Annotated in this window: 18 protein-coding genes; 13 read left to right on the forward strand and 5 right to left on the reverse strand. The window is 62.1% G+C overall.

Annotated features, from left to right (window positions below; genetic code table 11):
• The first annotated feature begins 56 nt into the window (after positions 1-56).
• From AWB68_RS46210 to AWB68_RS00285, 6 genes are all read left to right on the forward strand, one after another.
• Positions 57-731 carry a hypothetical protein gene (locus AWB68_RS46210; RefSeq protein ID WP_125482836.1) on the forward strand — a complete coding sequence of 225 codons (675 nt, stop codon included), beginning with the start codon at positions 57-59 and terminating at the stop codon, positions 729-731.
• 125 nt (positions 732-856) lie between these two features.
• A complete protein-coding gene (locus AWB68_RS00265; RefSeq protein WP_087642362.1) occupies positions 857-1,534 on the forward strand; it encodes a hypothetical protein in 678 nt (225 codons plus the stop codon).
• Between the two features lie 12 nt (positions 1,535-1,546).
• Positions 1,547-4,243 carry a hypothetical protein gene (locus tag AWB68_RS00270; protein ID WP_125482837.1) on the forward strand — a complete coding sequence of 899 codons (2,697 nt, stop codon included), beginning with the start codon at positions 1,547-1,549 and terminating at the stop codon, positions 4,241-4,243.
• A gap of 255 nt (positions 4,244-4,498) precedes the next feature.
• Positions 4,499-5,803, forward strand: a complete 1,305-nt coding sequence (locus AWB68_RS00275) for a TolC family outer membrane protein (RefSeq protein WP_235028132.1) — start codon at positions 4,499-4,501, stop codon at positions 5,801-5,803.
• The gene (locus AWB68_RS00280) at positions 5,803-7,590 is read left to right on the forward strand and encodes a type I secretion system permease/ATPase (RefSeq protein ID WP_087642365.1); all 1,788 of its coding nucleotides are present in this window, start codon (positions 5,803-5,805) and stop codon (positions 7,588-7,590) included. Before AWB68_RS00275 ends, AWB68_RS00280 begins: the two co-directional genes overlap by 1 nt.
• Positions 7,591-7,639: 49 nt before the next feature.
• Positions 7,640-8,956 carry an HlyD family type I secretion periplasmic adaptor subunit gene (locus AWB68_RS00285; protein ID WP_235028133.1) on the forward strand — a complete coding sequence of 439 codons (1,317 nt, stop codon included), beginning with the start codon at positions 7,640-7,642 and terminating at the stop codon, positions 8,954-8,956.
• 250 nt (positions 8,957-9,206) lie between these two features.
• Here the strand turns inward: AWB68_RS00285 and AWB68_RS00290 are convergent, their stop codons facing one another.
• On the reverse strand, positions 9,207-9,848 hold the full coding sequence (locus AWB68_RS00290) for a M35 family metallo-endopeptidase (protein WP_087642367.1): 642 nt from the start codon (positions 9,846-9,848) through the stop codon (positions 9,207-9,209).
• A 345-nt stretch (positions 9,849-10,193) separates the two neighbouring features.
• Between AWB68_RS00290 and AWB68_RS00295 the strand changes: the two genes are divergently transcribed.
• From AWB68_RS00295 to moaE, 3 genes are read left to right on the forward strand one after another with little or no spacing between them, the layout of a single operon-like run.
• Positions 10,194-11,444, forward strand: coding sequence for a molybdopterin molybdotransferase MoeA (locus AWB68_RS00295; RefSeq protein WP_374729539.1), 1,251 nt, complete (start codon positions 10,194-10,196; stop codon positions 11,442-11,444).
• A 34-nt stretch (positions 11,445-11,478) separates the two neighbouring features.
• Positions 11,479-11,736, forward strand: a complete 258-nt coding sequence (gene moaD, locus AWB68_RS00300) for a molybdopterin converting factor subunit 1 (protein ID WP_087642509.1) — start codon at positions 11,479-11,481, stop codon at positions 11,734-11,736.
• A 1-nt stretch (position 11,737) separates the two neighbouring features.
• Positions 11,738-12,199, forward strand: a complete 462-nt coding sequence (gene moaE / locus AWB68_RS00305) for a molybdopterin synthase catalytic subunit MoaE (protein WP_087642369.1) — start codon at positions 11,738-11,740, stop codon at positions 12,197-12,199.
• 54 nt (positions 12,200-12,253) lie between these two features.
• On the opposite strand, the gene AWB68_RS00310 is transcribed toward moaE, so the two are convergent.
• The gene (locus AWB68_RS00310; RefSeq protein WP_087642370.1) at positions 12,254-12,796 is read right to left on the reverse strand and encodes a group III truncated hemoglobin; all 543 of its coding nucleotides are present in this window, start codon (positions 12,794-12,796) and stop codon (positions 12,254-12,256) included.
• Positions 12,797-13,130: 334 nt separating this feature from the next.
• On the opposite strand from AWB68_RS00310, the gene AWB68_RS00315 reads away from it, so the two are divergent.
• The 4 genes from AWB68_RS00315 to AWB68_RS00330 all read left to right on the forward strand — a co-directional run bounded on the left by AWB68_RS00315 (position 13,131) and on the right by AWB68_RS00330 (position 18,305).
• On the forward strand, positions 13,131-13,637 hold the full coding sequence (locus AWB68_RS00315; RefSeq protein ID WP_087642510.1) for an Rrf2 family transcriptional regulator: 507 nt from the start codon (positions 13,131-13,133) through the stop codon (positions 13,635-13,637).
• A gap of 119 nt (positions 13,638-13,756) precedes the next feature.
• Entirely contained in the window at positions 13,757-16,354 is a 2,598-nt protein-coding gene (gene clpB / locus AWB68_RS00320; RefSeq protein WP_087642371.1) for an ATP-dependent chaperone ClpB, read from the forward strand.
• A 231-nt stretch (positions 16,355-16,585) separates the two neighbouring features.
• On the forward strand, positions 16,586-16,900 hold the full coding sequence (locus AWB68_RS00325) for a helix-turn-helix domain-containing protein (protein ID WP_087642372.1): 315 nt from the start codon (positions 16,586-16,588) through the stop codon (positions 16,898-16,900).
• Positions 16,893-18,305 (forward strand): HipA domain-containing protein, encoded by a 1,413-nt coding sequence (locus tag AWB68_RS00330; RefSeq protein WP_087642373.1) that lies wholly within the window; start codon positions 16,893-16,895, stop codon positions 18,303-18,305. Before AWB68_RS00325 ends, AWB68_RS00330 begins: the two co-directional genes overlap by 8 nt.
• A 49-nt stretch (positions 18,306-18,354) precedes the next feature.
• Here the strand turns inward: AWB68_RS00330 and AWB68_RS00335 are convergent, their stop codons facing one another.
• The 3 genes from AWB68_RS00335 to pbpC form a co-directional block, all read right to left on the reverse strand.
• Positions 18,355-18,801, reverse strand: coding sequence for a YidB family protein (locus AWB68_RS00335; RefSeq protein ID WP_087642374.1), 447 nt, complete (start codon positions 18,799-18,801; stop codon positions 18,355-18,357).
• 229 nt (positions 18,802-19,030) lie between these two features.
• A complete protein-coding gene (locus tag AWB68_RS00340) occupies positions 19,031-19,693 on the reverse strand; it encodes a ComEA family DNA-binding protein (protein WP_087642375.1) in 663 nt (220 codons plus the stop codon).
• Positions 19,694-19,933: 240 nt separating this feature from the next.
• On the reverse strand, positions 19,934-22,183 hold the full coding sequence (gene pbpC, locus AWB68_RS00345) for a penicillin-binding protein 1C (protein ID WP_087642376.1): 2,250 nt from the start codon (positions 22,181-22,183) through the stop codon (positions 19,934-19,936).
• Between the last annotated feature and the right edge of the window lie 4 nt (positions 22,184-22,187).

Raw genomic sequence — 22,187 nt, forward strand, 5'->3', positions numbered from 1 at the left:
GGTAATTAGAAACAAGTGCTCTCAATCCATTTTTGTCCAAAGGAGAACTACTACAGATGCGACACGTAGCGACAACCGCTATGGCGGCAGCGACAATGACAAGCAGCCTGGCTTATGCGCAGCCGGCGGTTCCTCCGGCAATGCAGTCTGTTATCCCGCAAGCGGGCGAAGAGGTGAGTCATATGATTTCCCGACCGAAAACACCGGTTGAATTCGCTAGGAATCTCAAGTTCATTTTTGATCACGATTTGCTCTTGCAGGATGAGTATTATACGGAAACTAACTTAAAAGACATTTTCAATCTCGGAGAGGTTGGTCTCTTCAAAGACAATGATGGCAGCGGGAATCGTCGGATTTCCGTTTCGTCGAGCCACTTCGTATCGATATTCCCGTGGGTGCCGATTCCGGGGCGTACTGATTTTACTCCAACCGCTCAATTGACGGCTGGAAGAACAATTCATGATGACGGTTCGATTAAGGCCGGCGTAAATTTCAGCATGTTTGAGGGCGGTCCTGACTTCGCTGCAACGCAGAGAATCTTCGGGGATGAATTTATTCGTCTCACACCTACGCCGTCTCCTCATGGCGGACCTCTTCCCGCCACAGCTCCCCATGGAAACGAAACATGGAAACGTCATTGGGCCGAGGATAAAACTGAAAAATCAACCACGATTGGCTTTAATCCGGCTGGTCAGCTTGACGCTGTGATTATTGAAATAGACAAAAGATAGACAGAGGGATGGAAAGCTTGTGCAGAAATAGCGGCGTGCGGTCTTGTCGGGCGGCACGGTAGGAAATACAACTAGTGCGGATAAATGACTGGCAGTCCAATTTACTCCAAGGAGAACCATTGCAGATGAGATACATCGCAACAACCGTTATGGCGGCAGCGACAATGACGAGCAGCCTGGTCTTTGCGCAGCCGACAGCCCCTCCGACAATGCAGTCCGTTTCCCCACAAGCGGGCGAAGAGGTGAGTCATATGATTTCCCGACCGAAAACCCCGACTGAATACGCCAGGAATCTCAAATTCATTTTTGATCATGATCTTCTGTTGCAGGATGAGTTTTATGTGGAAGCTAACCTGAAAGATGTCTTCAATCTCGAAGAGGTCAGTATCGTCGACAGCGGTAATAAGTTGGAGCGCGATATCTCTATTGCGGCCAACCCGCCCGCTTCGATATTTCCACGGATAAAGGCATCAGAATTTTTCGGTGGATCGGTACCGAGTGCGGGTTTTGTTGGTGGTAAAAAGCAAAGCGAATCTGGATTGACCACAGCTGGTATAAATTTCGGCATGAATGAGGGTGGGCCGAATTTTGATGAAACTCGAAGAATATTCGGAGAGAGTTTTGTTCGACTCGCCTCCCTTCCGAATCCTCACGGTGGCCCACCTCCCGCCACGGACCCGCACGGGAACGAAAGCTGGAGATACCAAGTGTTCGACGATAAAACTGAAAAGAAGATTACGTTAAGTTTCAACCCTGGCGGTCAGTTGAAAAATATCTTAATAGAAGTTAACGAAAATAAGTAAGAGGATTAAACAATGACCATAGCGCTCACGCAGAATATTCTGAAAAAGCTGGCCGAAGGTTTGGTTTTGAATTCAGCTCCATATAATGCAATTATTGCGGCTGCGGAAAAATCTCCCTTCCTTGCTGGCGAGCTGAATTCGTTTGGAAATGATCGTGAATGGAAATTCAGTCTGGGCTCTGCAGGGAGTGGCGTTTCCACCAATTCTACGGACAAGGCAATCAACTTCGACCCCTCCTGGATCGAGTCTCCAACCCTTTTCGCCACCACGCTCGCGCATGAACTGGGGCACGCGCTCTTACCAGGCGGTACGGGCGGTAAAAACCCGACTAATCCGGACGAGGCCGTCGCAAACGGGTTGGCTAACGAAGGCGTGGCGCTCCTTTCGGAATACATAGTCGCTATGCAACTTGGCCTGACTGGCGGCAAAGCCGGGCATATGCATTCCGACGACAAAAGCGTGCTGACGCCGCAGTTGACACAACTTGCTCAGTCACTTGGAATTGATGTTACTAGCGTACTGTATGGTTCCACTGCCGCACAAACGCTTACCAAGCCGAGTTCGACCTTTGTCGATGTGGCGGGCAAATTCTATGGCACGCTTTCTCCATCCATCGCGACGAATCTCACCTATAAGGAATTCTATGCGGATTGGTGGATCGTCAGTCATTGCGGTGAGGTCGCGACGACCGTGGATTGGCAGAAAATCCAGGGGCCGACAATCACCTATACGAACACCATCGTCAATGGCGAGAAGGTGTGCTCGATAGGGACGCAGCCTGTTCCTCTGAAGGACGGCACGTGGATGACAATGTCGGGTGATGTGTCGCTGAAGGGATACATCACCGCAACCCTGTTTGGCCTGAACGGGCAGGTAAGGGAGCAGGGAAAATTCGACTACACGGGATTCAAGGTTCAGGACATGTTCTACCTGAATGGAAAACCAACTCAACAATTCGACTTCAATCTGGACAAGAGCTACACCAAGCACGATTTCAACACCGACGGTTCGCAAACCGCGACAGTATATGGCGTAACCGGTCAGATGACCGAGTATGGGAAGTTCAACGCAGCCGGGTTCAAGACGCAGGACATCTTTTACACGAATGGCAAACCCACGCAGCAGTACGACTTCAATCTCGACAAGAGCTACACGAAACACGATTTCAATACGGATGGCTCACAAACCGCGACGCTGTACGGCATAACCGGCCAGATGACCGAATACGCGAAGTTCAACGCGAGCGGCTTCAAAACGCAAGACGTCTTTTACTCGAATGGCAAACCGACGCAGCAGTACGACTTCAATCTCGACAAGAGCTACGCAAAGCACGATTTCAACGCGGACGGCTCACAAATCGCGACACTGTACGGCATAACCGGCCAGATGACCGAATACACGAAGTTCAACGCGAGTGGCGTCAAGACACAAGACATTTTCTATACGAACGGCAAAGCGACGCAGCAATACGACTTCAACCTTGACAAGAGCTACACGAAACACGATTTCAACACAGACGGCTCTCAAATCGCGACACTGTACGGCGTAACCGGCCAGATGACCGAGTACACAAAGTTCAACGCGAGCGGCGTCAAGACACAAGACATTTTCTACACGAACGGCAAAGCGACACAGCAATACGACTTCAATCTAGACAAGAGCTTCACAAAACACGACTTCAATGGAGACGGTTCGCAAACCGCGACCCTGTACGGCGCAACCGGGCAGATAACCGAGCTCGCGAAATTCAACGCAAACAACGTCAAGACACAGGATATATTTTACACCAACGGAAAGCCGACGCAGCAGTATGACTTCAATTTGGACAAGAGCTACACCAAGCACGATTTCGGCGCTGATGGCTCGCAAACCGCGACGCTATACGGCGTGAGCGGCCAAATGACCGAATACGCGAAGTTCAACGCAAGCGGCGTCAAAACGCAGGACATCTTCTACACGAACGGCAAAGCGACACAGCAATACGACTTCAATTTAGACAAAAGTTACACGAAGCACGACTTCAACTCCGATGGCACGCAGACCGCAACACTGTTCGGCGTAACGGGCCAGGTCACCGAGTATGCGAAATTCAACGCGAGCGGTTCCAAAACGCAGGACATCTTTTACGGCGCGGACAAGAAGGCGACGAAGCAAATCGACTTCAACTTGGACGGTAGCTACGGCTCGCACGTCTTTAACACCGACGGTTCGCAGATCGCCGCCTTGTTCGGCGTATCCGGTCAGATAACAGAATATGCAAAATTCAGCGCCAGCGGCTTCAAGACGCAGGACATCTTCTACGCGAATGGGCAAGCGAAACAGCAATACGACTTTTCAATCGACAAAAGCTACGTCTCGCATGCGTTCAGCGGATCACAGGAATTAGTCGGATTTTTTGGCTCAAACCACGTCATCACCGATTATTACCAGTTCATGTCGGGCAAGCTGAGCGAGCGGGATTTCTTCGATGGCGGTGGCCGTCAAATCGAGGCCGATCATTACAGCTTCACGTCGGGCAACCTGACCGGGTTCTCACAGTTTTCGTACAACAACGACGGCACCTACTGGTCCAAGAACTACGATGCGACCGGCCATTTGACGGCACAGTCAAAATTTTCCGGCGATGGACACCTGCTGCAAAACAGCAGCATTTATGGCGGCGGGGGTAGCTTCCCTGCGGGGCAGCCGCTCTGGAGCGGCATGCTGTGATTTGAATGAAGCGCATCCCCGCAATCGGCGGGGATTAAATCCCGCCTATTACTCAAAAATAATCAGAGAAACCCACCCGTGAGTTCGACTGTCGAGCATTCAGAAGTGCCGCTCCGCGTTACGCATCAAACCGCCGAGGTGCCCGGTAGCCAAAGCAACCATAAACTCCATTTAACGCAGACGAGTTCAGCTAATTTCATCGTAAGGATGGCCGGCGCAGTGCGGGCCATCACCGGCATTCTTTTGGCTGTATCGGTGAACACTTCCGAGGCGTCCAGTCTGGCCGATCTGGCGAATGAAGCCCTCGCGGCCGATGCAGCCTTTCAAAGCGCGGAAGCTGCGTGGCGGGCCGGCATCGAAAAAGCCCCTCAAGGCCGGGCGGGAATCCTGCCGCAAGTGGGCATCCAGCAGTCCATCTATCGCAACGGCGTCCGCATTCCGGGGCAGACCATCCCGGGCTATTCAACGATCGGTTTCACGTTGACGCTGAACCAGCCGCTCTTCAAATGGGACGCGTGGGAAACCTATCAGCAAGGCAAGCTTCTCGCGATGGACGCCGACCTGGCGCTGGCTCAGGCGAAGCAGGAATTGCTGTTGCGCGTATCGCAGGCCTACTTCGACGCGCTCGACGCGCAGGACGACCTCGCGCTTGCCGTCAATCATAGGGTGGCAATAGCGGAGCAACTGGCACTCGCACAGCGCCGCTTCGCGATGGGCGACGCGACCATCGTCGACACGAACGAAGCCAGAGCCGGATTCGACGCGGCACGGGCAGACGAGATCGCCGCGCAGACCCGGCTCGACACGAGCTACGCGGTGTTGCAGAAGATCGTCGGCCGACCTGTCGGCAAAATAAGCGGATGGCGCTCCGATGTCCGGCTGCCTCCCGTCGATCCACCCGATGTGGACCCGTGGGTCAGCGCGGCCAACGCATCGAGTTACGACGTGCGCCGAAAAATAATCGCGACGCAGGTTGCGAGGCGAGAACGCAGCAAGGCGCGGGCGGGGCATTACCCCACGGTTTCCCTGGTTGGCAACGTCGATAACGGCAACGCGGCGTTCATCAACGGTCAGGCGAACTTCTACACGGGGGGCAATCGTGGCACCGCGAGCGCCATCGGCATTCAGATTTCGCTGCCACTGACCGACGGATTCATGACGCAGAGCCGGATTCGCGAAGCGCTCGCGCTGGAGGACAAGGCTCGGCACGATCTGGACGATGCGCAACGCAGCGCCGAACTCGCGGCGCGCGATGCATACCTCGGCGTCACACGAGGTCTGGCGCAGACGGACGCGCTCGCCACCGCCGTGAAATCCGCGGCGATCGCACTGAAGTCGAACCAGACCGGCTACCGCGTCGGCGTCCGGGTGAACTCGGACGTGCTGGACGCGACCGACAAGCTGTATCGTGCGCGGCGTGATCTGGCCCGCGCACGGGCGGAAACGCTGGTGCAAGGCCTGAAGCTGAAGGCGAGCACCGCCGATCTCGGCGAGGCCGACCTGGCAGCACTGGATGCGTTGCTGATCGAAAGTCCACCCGCCACGCAGGCGGTGCACTGATGTACAGGCTCGTCAGACGTCACCTGCTCATCGCCGCAATGTTCGGCATCGCTTCGAACCTCCTCGTGCTTGCACCTACGATCTATCTGCTCCAGGTCTACGACCGCGTGCTGCCGAGCCGGAGCATCGAAACGCTGCTCATGCTGATGGTCTTCATGGTGATCGCGCTCGGCATGATGCTGATGGTCGACATCGCGCGCAGCCGAATCCTCTCCGACCTTGGCCTGCAGATCGGCAATCGGCTCGACCGCCTGGCGATGCAAACACAGATTTCGGCGCACGCGCATCGCCTGCCGCCCCGGCCGATCGCGAGCCAGGGCGATATCAACACACTGCGGGCCTTTCTGGCGGGGCCGGGCGTGATCGCCTTCTTCGACACGCCATGGCTGCTGGTCTATCTGACCGTCATTGGTCTCTTTCACTGGACCCTGTCGCTGATCGCGGCGATCAGCGCGCTCGTTTTGGTCTGCGTCGCGTTATTCAACGACCGGGTCACGCGCAAAGCCATCCAGTCCTACCTTGCACGGCAGCGTGAAGGCGATGTGTTCTACCAGCAGATCATGCGTAACGCCGAGGTCATGACCGTGCTCGGGATGGTCGGCAACCTGACCGACGCCTGGGACAAGCGCAAGCGCGAATACATCGCCGCTCAGCGCGACGTGTCCGACAGGAGCGCGCTTTACCGCGATGTGACCAAGACTCTCCGCCAGGCGATCCAGGTCGTCATGATGGCCGCTGGCGCCGGGCTTGTGATCGCCGGCTACGCAACGCCCGGCGTGATGCTCGCCACGACGATCCTGCTCGGCAAGGCGCTCGCTCCCATCGAGCAGCTGATCGGTAACTGGAAGCAGGCAGGCGAGCTGCGCGAGGCATGGCCCCGCTTGAACAGCCTGCTGGCCGTTTCGGCCGATGCCGAGACGGTGGCGCTGCCAAGGCCGACCGGCGAGATCCGGGTAGAGCAGGTTGCGTTCAGCGTGCCATCGGGCACGCCGGGGCTCGGCCGGGTGCTGCTGCGAGGTATCGATTTCAAGCTGGCGGCCGGGCAAACACTCGTCATCACCGGTCCGAGCGCTTCCGGAAAGTCGACGCTGCTGCGGGTCATTGCGGGGCTGTGGCGGCCGCAGGCCGGCACTGTCCGGCTCGACGGCGCAGATGTAGCGCAATGGCCGAGGCATGCGCTCGGTCCCTACCTCGGTTACGTGCCGCAGGACATCGAACTGCTGGCGGGCACAGTCGCCGAAAACATCGCGCGTACTGCGAAGCCGCTGCCGCTCGACTCGGCCGCGATCGTGCGCGCGGCACGGCGCGCGGCCGTCCACGAGATGGTCCTCGGCCTGCCCCAAGGCTACGAAACAATGATCGGGGATGCGGGCGACCTGCTCTCCGGCGGTCAGCGCCAGCGGATCGCGCTGGCGCGTGCCCTGTATGGCGAGCCGGCTGTGCTGTTGCTGGACGAACCGAACGCCAGTCTCGATGCGGAAGGCGAAGCGGCCCTGGACAAGGTGCTGAGGCAACTGAAAGCCGAGAACGTCACCATCATCGCCATTACGCACCGGCCATCGCTGATCGAACTGGCCGACAGGGTGTTGCGTCTGCGGGACGGGCAGATGGAGCATTTCGGACCCCCGCCGGACCTGCTTCGGGCGGGCGCCGGCGCGCCGATGTCCCCTGTAGACGAAGTACCCGGAATCGATCTGGCGGCACTTCCGGTCGGCCGGACCTCGCTTCAGCCGGTTCGGCGACCCATTGCCGAACTGCCGACGGAGGCGACCGATGACCTGGTTTGATTCACTTCGCCGACTGCGAGATTCCGTGCGGCGATCATCGTCCAGTGCAGTGACCACCACCGGAGACGTGCTGCCGTTGCCGCGCCGCCTGATCGCAGTCAGCAGCGCGGGCGTCGCAGTCGGACTGGGTCTGATGGCGGGCTGGGCTGCACTTGCGCCGCTGTTCGGCGCCGTGGTTGCCGAAGGTTTGGTGCGCACGGAAGGTGAGCGCAAGACAGTGCAGCATCAGGAAGGCGGCATCGTGAAGGAGATTCTGGTTCGCGATGGCGATCGGGTGAAAGCTGGCCAGGTGCTGATCGTGCTGGAGAACGTCGGGCCGGCGGCTGAACTGTCCGCGCTGCAGGCGCAATCCGACGCGGAGCGGGCGAAGATCGCGCGGCTCTCGGCCGAGCGCGATTTGAAGGATGTCCTGGTGTTTCCGGTGGGCTTGGCGAAGCAACGCGACGATCCGCGCGTCGCTGAAATGCTCGAGCACGAGTCGGCGCTATTCACGGCGCGCCGTCGTGGGTTCGTCGAGCAGAGCGCGATGCTGCACGCCGAACTCGCCCAGACCCGGCAGGAAATCGCAATCAGCGCACAGATGGTCCAGACCATGAGCCGCAGCCACGCGATGGCGGCCCAGCAGAGGGAGACGAACGAAGCGTTGCAGCGGGAAGGGTTCGTGGCTGCAACGAAGGTGCTCGATCTGCAGCGGACGGAAGCTGAAGCCCTGTCGCACGTGCAGTCCGGAAGTGCCGAGCTGAGCCGCGCCGGACAACGGCAAACCGATCTCGAACTGAGGATCACGAGCTTGCGCAACGATTACGTGAAGGCTGCGGACGACGAACTCAAGGAAGCCAACAACCGTGCGGTTCAATTGAGCGAACGACTTCGCCCGGCCCACGATCTTTCCGCGCGTACCCGCGTGGCAGCGCCCGTGGCGGGACTGATCGTCGGACTGAAGGTGCACACGATCGGCGCAGTGGTCGCGCCGCGTGAACCGATTGTCGATGTCGTGCCCGACGGCGCGCCGCTCATCGTCGAAGCCAATATCAGGCCGGATGACGTGCGGGAGATCGCGCCCGGCAGTCACGCCGACGTCCGGCTGACCGCTTATAACTCGCGCACCACGCCGATGCTCGACGGCAGGGTGACTTATGTTTCGGCGGATGCGTTGGCCGATAGCGACAAGCGCGCGCATTTCTATGTCGTGAGGATCGAGGTGCCGGCTCAGGCGCTGGAAAAAGCAAACCGGCTTGCCAAAGAGCCGGTTTTTCTGGGGCCGGGCCTGAGGACGGAGGTCTATATCCGCAAGCACGCGCGCTCGGCGTTCGATTATTTGCTGGAGCCAATTCGGGATGGGATTCGGAAGTCGATGCGGGATTGAGGGATCAGTGGTTGGTATTAGCTTTGTGACGGCTTGCGTGCCAATTAAGGTCGATCAGATGCCGCCCCGTGCTTCTCGTGATTTTGTTTCCAGCGCACCAGGCGGCACGGGGCGGCGTCAGTGCTGAGCGAGACTGCATCGCTCAGCGGAGCGGGCGTCAGGCGGTCGGCTGGTGTTGAACGAACATGCCGTAACTATCGGCGTTGCGCAGAGCGTCGGACGGGGGAAGCAGCCAGGACTGCATGGGGCCTTACGCCAGATCTTCCGTCCCACCGATGTCCTTGAAATGGCTTATTTCGTGCGCGATCATCCCTTCGGTACGGTTCGTCTCGGGTGCATGGTTCCAGAAGTTCGGCATCACGTAGATCTCGTGAGGATGGTCGGAATCATGGGTATTGACATAGGCCCCAAAACTCTCTGGCACTTCGGAGGAGGGCTCGGCGGCCTTGAACGTGTATTGGTCGTGCGCCATCGATTTATCCATATTGGTCAACACTCGCTCGACTTCCTTGACGTTCTCCGGGGTCGGTTCGCGGAAGTTCATCTCGTAGTTGACATCCGGGGGGGATGTTTTCAGCTTCTCCAGCGCCGAATGGACCATCCTCTTCGCGTGTGAAAAAGCCTTGCTCAGAGTATTTTCCTGCTGCGGGGTGAAACCCTCGAAGATCGGTGTTCCCGCCGGTTCCTCGGGCGCGTCGTTGCCGGCGCTTCCGTTCGCGGTTCGGTTGCTCGGAGAATAAATCCGAGGCTGGTTTGGCGGCGCGGGCTGTTGCGGGTTTTGCCGCGGCCCGGAGCCGGCTTCTTGCTGCACCGGCGGCGGTACTTCCCGCGGCCCGTCGCCGGAGCTGTGCTGCAATTGCTGTGGCGAGCGGAGTTGTTGATTGACGTTCATGACTTTCCTGTTTTGAAGGATTGAGGCGATCCGCGATCCGAGTCGAATCCGTGGTTCACCCGTACGGCGCAGTGCGGGATGCGCGATTCGATTGAAGCATCAACGCTGTCTTGAGATGCAATGCACGGGTTCTACATGCGATGCGCGGTGCGGTCGGCATGACGATCGGGCGGAGCGTGTGGACGAGGCCTGCAGGTCTCGCAAAGCCCGCCCGCCCGCTGCGATCGATTCGCGCGCTTGTCGCTACAATGGTGCTTACGCTTTCACCGACCCTGACGAACGCGTTCACCGGCGCTCATCTCGACCCCAATGTCATCCACGCCCGCTGCCCCTTCACGTCCACCCATGCTCGCCACGGCCGAAGCGCTCGGCATCCTGCTCGCCGCCGCGCGCCGCGTCGAGGGTGTCGAATCCATCGACACCCTCGATGCGCTCGGCCGCGTGCTTGCTGCCGATGTCGTTTCGCCGCTCGACGTCCCGCCCATGCACATCAGTTCGATGGATGGCTACGGCGTGCGCGCGGCCGATCTGGCGGGCGCATCGGCACAGCAGCCGGTCACGCTGACGGTGTCGCAGCGCGTACCGGCCGGACACGTCGCCGGGCCGCTCGCGGCGGGCACGGCGGCGCGCGTGTTCACCGGCGCGACGGTCCCGCCCGGCGCCGATGCCATCGTGATGCAGGAAATGGCGAGCGCGACTGACGACGGACGCGTCGCGTTCGAAGCGGCCCCCGCCGCGGGCGAATGGATCACGCGGCAAGGCGCGGACATCAGGAAGGGTTCGGTGATCCTGCCCGCCGACACGCGGCTCACGCCGCAGGCGCTCGGCCTCGCGGCGTCGGTGGGATGCGCGGCGCTCGACGTCGTCAGGAAGACGCGGGTCGCCGTCTTCTTCACCGGCGACGAACTCACGATGCCCGGCGAGCCGCTGAAGGAAGGCGCGATCTACAACTCGAACCGCTTCACGCTGTGCGCGCTGCTCGCGAAGCTCGGCTGCGAAGTCACCGATCTCGGCATCGTGCCGGACCGGCTCGACGCCACCCGCGAAACGTTGCGCGAGGCCGCCCGCGGCCACGACCTGATCCTGACGTGCGGCGGCGTTTCGGTCGGCGAGGAGGATCACGTGAAACCAGCGGTCGAGGCGGAAGGTCGCATCGCGATGTGGCAGATCGCGATGAAACCTGGCAAGCCGCTCGCGTTCGGCGCGGTGCGGCGCGGCGGCGGCGGTGAACGTGAAAGCGAAGGCGAAGGCGGAGAAGCGTTCTTCATCGGACTGCCGGGCAATCCGGTGTCGAGCTTCTGCACATTCCTGCTGTTCGTGCGGCCGTTCATCCTGCGCCTGGCGGGCGTCGGCAACGTGGCGCCGCGCGTCTATTCGATGCGCGCCGACTTCACGCAGAAAAAGGGCGATCGCCGCAACGAATTCCTGCGGGCGCGCGTGAACGATGCGGGCGGCCTCGACGTTTTCGACAACCAGAGCTCGGCGGTGCTGACCTCGACGGTCTGGGGCGACGGCCTCATCGACAATCCGCCGAATCACGCGATCAGCGCCGGCGAAATCGTGCGCTTCATCCCGTTTTCGGAACTGATGCGCTGAAGCTGTAATGAGCATCGGGCAAGGCAAGGCAATCATGAAAGTGGAATTGAGGTTTTTCGCCAGCGTGCGTGAAGCGCTCGGCGTCGCGAACGAGAGCGTCGAGGTGCCCGAAGGCATCGTGAATGTCGGCGACGTGCGCGCGTGGCTGCGCACGCGCGGCGGCGCGTGGGCCGAGGCGCTCGCCGAAGGCCGCGCGTTGCGCATGGCCTGCAATCACGTGATGACGGACGCGTCGCAGCGCATCACCGACGGCTGCGAAGTCGCGTTTTTTCCACCGGTCACGGGGGGCTGACATGACGACGGTCCGGGTCCAGGAAGCCGATTTCGACATCAGCACCGAGGTGGCCGCGTTGCGCGCGCAGAACCCGAAGGTTGGGGCGGTGGCGTGCTTTGTCGGGACGGTGCGCGATCTGAACGAAGGCAGCGCGGTTCAGACGATGGAACTGGAGCATTACCCCGGCATGACCGAGAAATCGCTCGAAGCCATCGCACGGCAAGCCCGCGAGCGCTGGCCGGGATCGGACGTGCTGATCGTGCATCGCGTGGGGCAGCTCAAGCCGCTCGACCAGATCGTGCTGGTCGCGACCACGGCGATGCATCGCGCTGAAGCGTTCGAATCCTGCGCGTTCGTGATGGACTATCTGAAAACCCAGGCGCCGTTCTGGAAGAAGGAGAAGACCGAAGCCGGCGAGCGCTGGGTCGATGCGCGCGAATCGGACGAGTCGGCGTTGAAGCGCTGGAGCCAGGACGAATAGTGCGAAGAAGCGCTAACCAAGTCGTAAGCACGTAAGCGCGGGGTTGAAAACCGCTCAATCCTCTCCCGCCCCGCGCCCGACAAACCTCGCCGGAAACGGCTCCCCGCCGCCTCGCGCCGGCGGATCGGTCGCCTCTTTCCCCGTACGCATGCGCTTCAAAGCCGCCAGCAACGCCACCTGCTCCTCCGGAATCCGATAGTCCCAGCCGAACTTGCTGAGCTGCAAACTCTGCGCGATGCGCAGTGCGGGTTCCATGAACAGCACGGCCGCCGCAGGCTCGTACCGCGCCTCGACGGTATTCAGAAACAGCGCCAGCCAACGCGCGAAATGCTGCGGCTCGATGTCGCCGAGCGGCCGATGCGCCTCCTGCACATTCCCGCGATACTGCTTCGAGCCGAGCACGAGGCTGGACCAGAACGTCGTCATCTTCGCGAGATGCTCGTCCCAGCGGCCCGTCAGTTCACGCGCAAAAACAGGACCGAGCAGCGGGTCGTCGTCGACGCGTCGATAAAACGCCTCGACGAGCGCGCGCACATTGGTTTCGTCGGCTTCGGTGTGGCGTGGCGTACCGTCCAGAGGTGGAGTGGGCTGATTCATGATGTGAGCGGTCCTGGAGAGATTCGAGCCACAAGTGGCACATGGAGCAGCACACGAAGCGGCACGCCCCGACGACGCATCGCAATGGCTGACGCCCGGGCGCGTTCTGACGGACAATGTGGCCTGTTCAACCATCCGTGGCGGGCCGAATCCCGGCACTGTAGTGCCGGAATCGTCGCTTCGGCAGCGAATCTTAGCCGCCGCCGCACCGGAGGCGCCGATTATCCCTTGCGCGCGAAGCGGATTTCGGGCGTCCGCGCTGTCGGGCAAGCGGTTTGCGCCGTTGCCTGCGTCCATTTTCGTCCCTGATGCGCTCTCGCGCGTGCACAGAATCATGCGACTCACCGACTACACCGATTACTCACTCCGCGTCATGCTTTATCTGGCGGTTCGGCCGGACGGGCTGTCGACGATCCAGGAAATCTCGGACGCCTACGGCATCTCGAAGAATCACCTGATGAAGATCGTCCAGCGACTCGGCGAACTCGGATGGATCGAGACCGTGCGCGGGCGCAATGGCGGGCTGAAACTGAACGAGCGTTCGGGTGCGCTTACCATCGGCGAAGTGGTGCGCAAGACCGAGAGCGATTTTTCGATCGTTGGCTGCTTTGCCGGCGACGACGAGGCGCACCGTCACTGCGTGATTCAATCCCACTGCCGTTTGAGGGGCCTGTTCGCCGCCGCGCGCGACGCGTTTCTCGCCGAACTGGACAAGCACACCGTCGCCGAGCTGGCGCATCCGGCGAACGAACTCGCGGGACTTCTGGGCATCGTGCGCTTCATGCCGCCGACCACGGCCGCGGGTGGCGTAACGGCCGCGCGGGGCGTCGAGGCCACCTGAAACGGGCACGCGCAGACTTTTTCGAAAGCCCGAAAAAATGCGCATCGCGCGCAAATAAGCGCTTGAAAGCGCAGAAAAACACCTCATTTTGAACACATTCCGATCTGGAGGTCTCAATAATGAGAATCGACAAGCTAACTACGAAGTTCCAGGAAGCGCTGTCCGACGCGCAAAGTCTCGCCGTCGGACATGACAACCAATACATCGAACCGGCCCACCTGCTGTCCGCGCTGATCGCGCAGCAGGACGGTTCGGCGCGCTCGCTCCTGTCGCACGCGGGTGTGCAGGTGCAGGCGCTGCAAACCGCGCTCAACGACGCGATGACGCGTCTCCCGCAAGTACGCGGCACGGACGGCAACGTGCAGGTGAGCCGCGACCTCGCCGGGCTGCTGAACAGCGCCGACAAGGAAGCGCAAAAGCTGAACGACACCTACATCGCGAGCGAGATGTTCCTGCTCGCCGTCGCCGACGACAAGGGCGAAACCGGCCGCATCGCCAAGCAGCACGGCCTGACGCGCAAGGCGCTCGAAGCCGCGATCAACGCGGTGCGCGGCGGCGCGCAGGTGGACAACCAGGACGCCGAAAGCCAGCGCGAGGCGCTCAAGAAGTACACCGTCGACCTGACCGAGCGCGCCCGCGCAGGCAAGCTCGACCCGGTGATCGGCCGCGACGACGAAATCCGCCGCTCGATCCAGATTCTCCAGCGCCGCACGAAGAACAATCCGGTGCTGATCGGCGAGCCGGGCGTCGGCAAGACGGCGATCGTCGAAGGGCTCGCGCAGCGCATCGTCAACGGCGAGGTGCCGGAGACGCTCAAGGGCAAGCGCGTGCTGTCGCTCGACATGGCCGCGCTGCTCGCCGGCGCGAAGTATCGCGGCGAGTTCGAGGAACGGCTCAAGGCCGTCCTGAAGGACATCGCGAAGGACGAAGGGCAAACCATCGTCTTCATCGACGAGATCCATACGATGGTCGGCGCGGGCAAGGCCGAGGGCGCGATGGACGCGGGCAACATGCTGAAACCGGCGCTCTCGCGCGGCGAACTGCATTGCGTCGGCGCAACCACGCTCGACGAATACCGCAAGTACATCGAGAAGGACGCGGCACTCGAACGGCGTTTCCAGAAGGTGCTGGTCGATGAGCCGTCGGTCGAGGCGACCATCGCGATCCTGCGCGGCTTGCAGGAAAAGTATGAACTGCACCACGGCGTCGATATCACCGATCCGGCGATCGTCGCGGCGGCGGAACTGTCGCATCGCTATATCACCGACCGTTTCCTGCCCGACAAGGCGATCGACCTGATCGACGAGGCGGCCTCGAAGATCAAGATGGAAATCGATTCGAAGCCGGAAGAAATGGACCGGCTCGATCGCCGGTTGATCCAGTTGAAGATCGAGCGCGAAGCCGTCAAGAAGGAAAAGGACGAAGCATCCCAGAAGCGCCTGCAACTGATCGAGGAGGAAATCGAGCGGCTGAATCGCGAGTATTCCGATCTCGAGGAAATCTGGACCGCCGAGAAAGCCGCGGTGCAGGGCAGCGCGCAGTTGAAGGAAGAGATCGAGAAGGTGCGGGCGGACATCGTCCGTTTGCAGCGCGAAGGCAAGCTCGAAAAAGTCGCCGAGTTGCAGTACGGCAAGCTGCCCGAACTCGAATCGCGCCTGAAGCAGGTCACGCAGGCGGAAGCCACCGAGCAGAGCAATCCGACGCGTCCGCGGCTGTTGCGCACGCAGGTTGGCGCGGAGGAAATCGCGGAAGTGGTGTCGCGTTCCACCGGCATTCCCGTGTCGCGGATGATGCAAGGCGAGCGCGAAAAGCTCTTGCAGATCGAAGGCAAGCTGCATGAGCGCGTGGTCGGCCAGGACGAAGCGATCGGCGCCGTCGCCGATGCGATCCGCCGTTCGCGCGCCGGGCTTTCGGACCCGAACCGGCCGTATGGGTCGTTCCTGTTCCTCGGGCCGACGGGCGTCGGCAAGACCGAGTTGTGCAAGGCGCTCGCCGCGTTCCTGTTCGATTCGGAGGATCACCTGATCCGCATCGACATGAGCGAGTTCATGGAGAAGCACAGCGTCGCGCGGCTGATCGGCGCGCCGCCGGGCTACGTCGGCTATGAGGAAGGCGGGTATCTGACCGAAGCGGTGCGTCGCAAGCCGTACAGCGTGATCCTGCTCGACGAAATCGAGAAGGCGCATCCGGACGTGTTCAACGTGCTGCTGCAGGTGCTCGACGATGGCCGCATGACCGATGGCCAGGGGCGCACGGTCGACTTCAAGAACACGGTGATCGTGATGACGTCGAATCTCGGGTCGCACACGATCCAGTCGATGGTCGGCGAGCCGCACGAGACCGTGAAGGACGCGGTGTGGGAAGAGGTCAAACTGCATTTCCGGCCTGAGTTCCTGAACCGGATCGACGACGTGGTCGTGTTCCATTCGCTCGACCGCAACAATATCCAGTCGATCGCGAAGATCCAGCTTCAGCGTCTGCACGACCGGCTGGCGAAGCTCGACATGCAACTCGATGTGTCGGATGCGGCGCTCGAGCAGATCGGCAAGGTCGGCTACGACCCGCATTTCGGTGCGCGGCCGTTGAAGCGCGCGATCCAGCAGGAGATCGAGAATCCGGTGGCCAAGCTGATTCTGGCCGGAAAATTCGGTCCGAAGGACGTGATCCCGGTCGATGTGAGGGAAGGGAAGTTTGTGTTCGACCGCGTCGTTCATTAAAGCGCGAAGGCGGTTGGCAGGTCGAAGGGCAGCGGAGGGATTCGCTGCCTTTTTTATTTGCGATTGCAAGGATAAGTCGCTGGCGCCGAAGGCGTAGGCAATTTATCCTTGCAATCGCACCGATTTTAGCGCGCAAGGCACGTCACCTGCTAAAATCCATGCAATCGAATGGATACGCGATGTACTCTGCGCGACGATGCTATTATCTCTGCGGTCAAAAGGATTTTTCGGATGAAAATCGAGATCGTTGATTCGCATGACATCGGCGTCGCGGTGCGCGCCGCGCGCAAGGCCCAGCGCCTTCGGCAGGACGATGCCGCCGGCAGCATCGGCGTGAGCGAGAGTTTCCTGGGAAAGGTCGAAAAAGGCGCGGAAAGCGTGCACTGGGGCAAATTGTTCCAGGTGCTCGAAGGGCTGGGCGTGCGGGTCAGCGTCGACATTCCGGAGGCCGCCGGCGAACTCTTCGCGAGCGAGGAATTGAAGCGCTATGCGCGCGTCGAGCGGGCGGAAAAGCGCAAGACCGCGCAGGGGAAGACGGATGGCTGACCAAACGAACACCGGCGTGCCGGAGCATGGCTCGTTGATCCCGGAAAGCGCAGCAACGGCGCGTCCGGCCGCGCCCCAAACCACGCCGCCCGCAAAGCGCAGCCTGATCGCGAGCATCAACGACGCTGAAGTCGGCACGCTCGACGCGGACAACGACATCTGGGCGTTCACCTATCTCCCGGCGTGGCGCCAGCGCGCCGACAGCTATGGGCTGAGTCCGGCGTTGCCACTCATCGATGAAACCTGCCGCGACGGCAGTACGCGCCGCTCGGTCCAATGGTATTTCGACAATCTGCTGCCCGAGGAAGGTCAGCGCACGCTGCTCGCCCGCGATGCCGCGATCCGCAACGAAGCCGATGCCTTCGCGCTGCTCGCGCATTACGGCGCGGAATCGGCGGGATCGGTGACGCTGGTCCCGCCGGGCGCGGCGCAGCCGAATACGCTCACCGAACGCCGTCTCACCGACGAAGCCTTGCAGGCGCGCATCGACGCCTTGCCGCGCGTGCCGCTTACGCACGATGCGCCGAAGCGCATGTCGCTCGCGGGCGCGCAGCACAAGCTCGCCGTCGTGTTGCGCGGCGACGCGTTGTACGAACCGGCCGGTCCGGCGCCGTCGACGCATATCCTGAAGCCGAATCACCAGGACACCGACGACTATCCGCATTCCGTCATCAACGAATGGTTCGTGATGAAACTCGCGGCAAAGGTGCGGCTCGACGTGCCGGCGGTGCATCGGCGCTATGTGCCGTCGCCGGTGTATCTCGTCGACCGCTTCGATCGCGAAGAGCGCTTGGGTTCGTGGCGCCGCCTGCATTCGATCGACGCCTGCCAGTTGCTCGATCTCGCCCGCACGTTCAAATACGAGCAGGGCAGCGTCGAGCAGCTTGCGTCGATTGCGGCGCGTTGCCGCAATCAGGCGTCGGCGAGAACGCGGCTCTTTTCGTGGCTCGTGTTCAATGTGCTTGTCGGCAATTCGGACGCGCATCTCAAGAACCTGAGCTTTCTCGTCTCTCACGACGGCATCCAGCTCGCGCCGTTCTACGATCTGCTGAGCGTCGCCGCGTATGGCACGCCGTCGTATCAGAAGGGCGACTGGCCGGGCAGGGCCGCGTTTGCATGGGACGTGCTCGACGCGCGCCATTACGCCGACTTCGACCGCGCGCTGATGTTGCGCGCCGCCGACGTGCTCGGCATCGCGAGAAAAACGGCCGAGCGCCTGCTCGATACGTTCGCCGGCACCATCGCGAAGGCGGCGGCCGACCTGTATGCGCAAGTCGAAGCGGAAAACGCCGCCTTGCTCGCGGCGAATCCCGCGCTCGCCGCGACGCTCGGCGGCGAACTGACCTGCCTGCGCGTGATCCGCCATACGATCATCGCCGAGATGGTGCAGAAGCTCTCCAAATGAAAACGCCGCCGGCGCTTTCGCGCCGGCGGCGTCGAGCCCGTCACGAGGCTCAGGCGTTCTTGTCGCCTTCGCTCTTGCCGAACAGACCTGCCAGGCCGCCGAGCGAACCCAGCACGCTGGTCAGGTCGAGCTTGCCTTCGGCGGGCACTTCGCCGTTGGGCGTCGCGCGGTCGACGAGATGCGGCAGCACCGACGCCAGCATGCCCGACAACTGGTCGCCCGGCACGCCGGCCTTTTGCGCCAGTTCGTCGACCTTGTCGGCGCCGAGCACGTTGGTGACGGTGTCCGGGCTGACCGGCTTGTTCTCGCCGGTGCCGATCCACGATGAAACGATGTCACCGGCGCCTTGCTCGTGAAAGCGCTGGATCAGGCCATTCAGTCCGCCTGGCTGGTTGTTGACGAACTCCATCGCCATGGCGATCAGGGCGGAGGAGCCGCCGCCGCCTTCAGGCGACGATTTGCCGAGGGAGGATGCGAGGGTATCAAGTAGGCTCATGGCTGTCTCACTGCGAGATGATGCGAGTTGGATGCCGACGTGGCGCTGCGTGCCTGTTCCTCACGTTGCGCCCCGACGGGATGCGCCGACCGCCCAGGTGGGCGATCGAGAATGATACTGCTGCGCGGGCGCTGCACGCCGATTGGACGATCCGGCTTCACGAACCGAGCACCGGGATATCGAGTGCCGGTTCGCTCATTGGTTCATCACGGGTTCATCGAAAGCCGTGTCACTGGCTCGCTGCGGCGCTGCTCGCGGCCTTGTCCTTTTTCTTCTTCGACTTGGCCGGCTTCGTGTCGCTGGCGCCGGACGCGGCTTCCGCGGCGGCGGCTTTCTTCGATGCCTTGGTCGCCTTCGTGCCCGATGCCGCGGCCGGCGTCGTCGCCGCTGCCGTTGTCGTTGTCGTTGCCGTCCCGGAGGCCGCAACCGCCGAGGCGCTCGCCTTCTTCGATGCCTTGGTCGGCTTGGTCGCCGATGCGGGCGTGACCGCCGGCGTGGTCGCGGTCGTGGCGGCAGGCGATGTCGCGGCTGTCGCGGCGGCCGACGACTTGACCGTGGATTTCGCCGGCGCGGCACCTTGTGTCGTGGCGCCTTGGGTCGCGGCGGGCTTGCCGGTCGGCGGCGCGGACGAGCCGCCGATGGTCAGGCCAGCGCTCTCCAGATTCGCCACCGACTTCGTGCCGAGACCCTTGACGCGGTTGGCGAGATCGTCGGCGTCCTTGTACGGGCCGTTTTTCGTGCGTTCTTCGATGATCGCTTGCGACTTCACCGGTCCCAGGCCCTTGACGGACTCGAGCGCGGCCTGATCGGCGGTGTTGACATCGACGGCCGCGAACGCCGCGCCCACGGACAGCATAAGCGCAACGCACAGCATCAGCAGCTTTTTCAGCATGACAGGCACTCCAGAAAGAGAGCTAGATTGAAAAGTCGGACGGGCGAACTCGATCGGCGCCGTTAAGCATAGGACAAAAATCGCGCCGGACGATAAAGGGCCGCATTTTGCCCGACCCTGCCGATGGCATCGCGCGGCCGCACAATATTTAACGTTGCCGCGCGCCGGGCGATGACTTCGTTTGCGACGATGACAAAAAAACTTCGTGGTCCGGATGTTTCTCGCGACATCACACAGGCGTCATTGAGCCGGATTCGACAGCGAACTGGCGGATCGTGACGCATTGCGCAGCGGCTTCGGTGCCGATGCACGGGCGAACGCCCCGCGCACTTCGAAGCCGACCTTGTCGATCACGACACCCTTCGCATCGACGAGCTCAAGCGTGTGACGACCCGGCCACGGCAGCCACGCGACGCGCGCGGCGCGCGAAAGCGGCTTGCCGTCGAGCTGCCAGGCGTTGGCTCCCGCAGCGCCGCCCGCGCTTTCGAACCACACGCGTTGCGCCGACGCCGGAATGTCCGGGTCGAGCGCGAAAATGGTGCCGTCGGTGGGCGAGCCGATTTTCGCGGCGCCCTGGCTGCCGGACGCATCGAACGCTGCCGCTGATGCCGCCGCCGACAATCCGATGTTCGTCATTTGCGTGCCGCGCAGGAACCAGTCGTCGCGCGATGGCTCGATGCGATCCTGATAAGCAATGTGCGTCCTGACGACGCCAGCGGGCGCCGCGGGTTCACGGCTCGCGACGCGACGATGCAGGTAGTTGACGAGCGCGGCCCACACGGGCGCCGCGCCGGTGACGCCGGAGACGTCCCACATCGGCGCGCCGTCCGCGTTGCCGACCCACACGCCGACCGTATAGCGCGACGAATAGCCGACCGCCCAGTTGTCGCGCATGTCCTTGCTGGTGCCCGTCTTCACGGCGCTGAAAAAGCGTGTCGCGAGCACGCTGTCGAAGCCGAACGTGCGGGTGCGCGCGTTGTTGTCGGCGAGGATGTCGGTGACGATGAAGCTCGCTTCGGGGCTGAACACCCGCGCGCCCTGCGGCGGCGCGGCCTGTCGCGCGACGTCGCGAGTCGATTGTGCGATGCCGCCGTTCGCCAGCGCGCGATAGGCGTTGGTCAACGAAAGCAGCGTGACGTCGGCGCTGCCGAGCGCGAGGCTGAAGCCGTAGTAATCGCCGGCTTGCGTGAGCGGCAGGCCGAGCGCGACGAGCGTCTTCGCGAAGCGATGCGGCGTGACCATCACGAGCGCGCGCACGGCCGGCACGTTCAGCGACGAGCCCAACGCCGTGCGCACGCTCACCCAGCCCTTGAAATCGTGATCGTAGTTCTGCGGAATATAGAGGCCGCCACCGGCCGCGAGGTCGAGCGGGGCATCGTCGAGCAGCGTGGCGGCGGTGAGCCGTTTCTCGTCGATGGCCTGTGCATAGAGGAAGGGCTTGAGCGTCGAACCGGCCTGCCGCGCGGCGAGCACCGCATCGACGTCCGGCGCGTTCGAGAAGCCGCCCGCCGAGCCGACCCACGCCAGCACGTCTCCGGTGTGGTTGTCGATGACGATCGCCGCGCCATCGTGCACGTTGCGCGGCGTGGCGCGCGAATTGAGTTCGGTGAGCGTGCGCGCGAGCGTGTCGCGGGCATAGCGCTGGAGCTTTGCATCGAGCGTGGATCGAACGTGCTCGCCCGCTGCCGGATGCACTTCACCCGCGACACGGCGCGCGAAATGCGGCGCGAGCGCGTCATAGTCCGACGACACCACGGACGCCGATGCGGTGCGCGTCAACGTCAACTGCACGTAGCTGTCGAGGTTCGCGCAAGGGTCGGCGACGCGCGGGTCGCGCATCTCGCGCAGGATCACGCACGCGCGCGCGGCGACCTTCGCATACGGCGCATTCGGCGCGCGCACGAGCGCGGCGGTGAGCGCGGCCTCGCGTTCGTTCAGCCCCGAAGGCGCCTTGCCGAACAAGGTCTGCGACAGCGCCGACAACCCGACGATTTCCCCGCGAAACGGCACGAGATTGAGATACGCCTCGAGAATCTGGTCCTTGCGCCACGCGTGGTCGAGCCACAGCGCGCCGACCGTCTGCTGCGCCTTTTCTCCGACGGAGCGGCGGCCCGGCCGCTTACCTTCGTCGTCGATGAGCGTGGTGAGTTGCATCGTCACCGTCGATGCGCCGCGCGTGCGCGTGTTCCACAGGTTGGCCCACGCGGCGGCGGCCGCGCCTCTCCAGTCGACGCCGCCATGCTCGTAAAAGCGCTTGTCCTCCGACACGACGATCGCCTCGCGCAACGCCGGCGAGATGTTGGCGAGCGCGACCCAGTCGCCGCGCCGCGCGGTTTTGTCGATGCGCACGCGCTGCAGTGGTTCGCCTTCGCGATCGAGCAGCACCCAGTCGGAACCGCGCCAGTTGCCGCGCACTTCGTCGAACGTGGGCCATGCGTGCGCCGCCTGCACCAGCAGGCATCCGATGACGAGGCACGCAGCGCGTTTCATGATG

It is taken from the genome of Caballeronia choica (genome assembly GCF_001544535.1).
Taxonomy (GTDB): Bacteria; Pseudomonadota; Gammaproteobacteria; order Burkholderiales; family Burkholderiaceae; genus Caballeronia; species Caballeronia choica.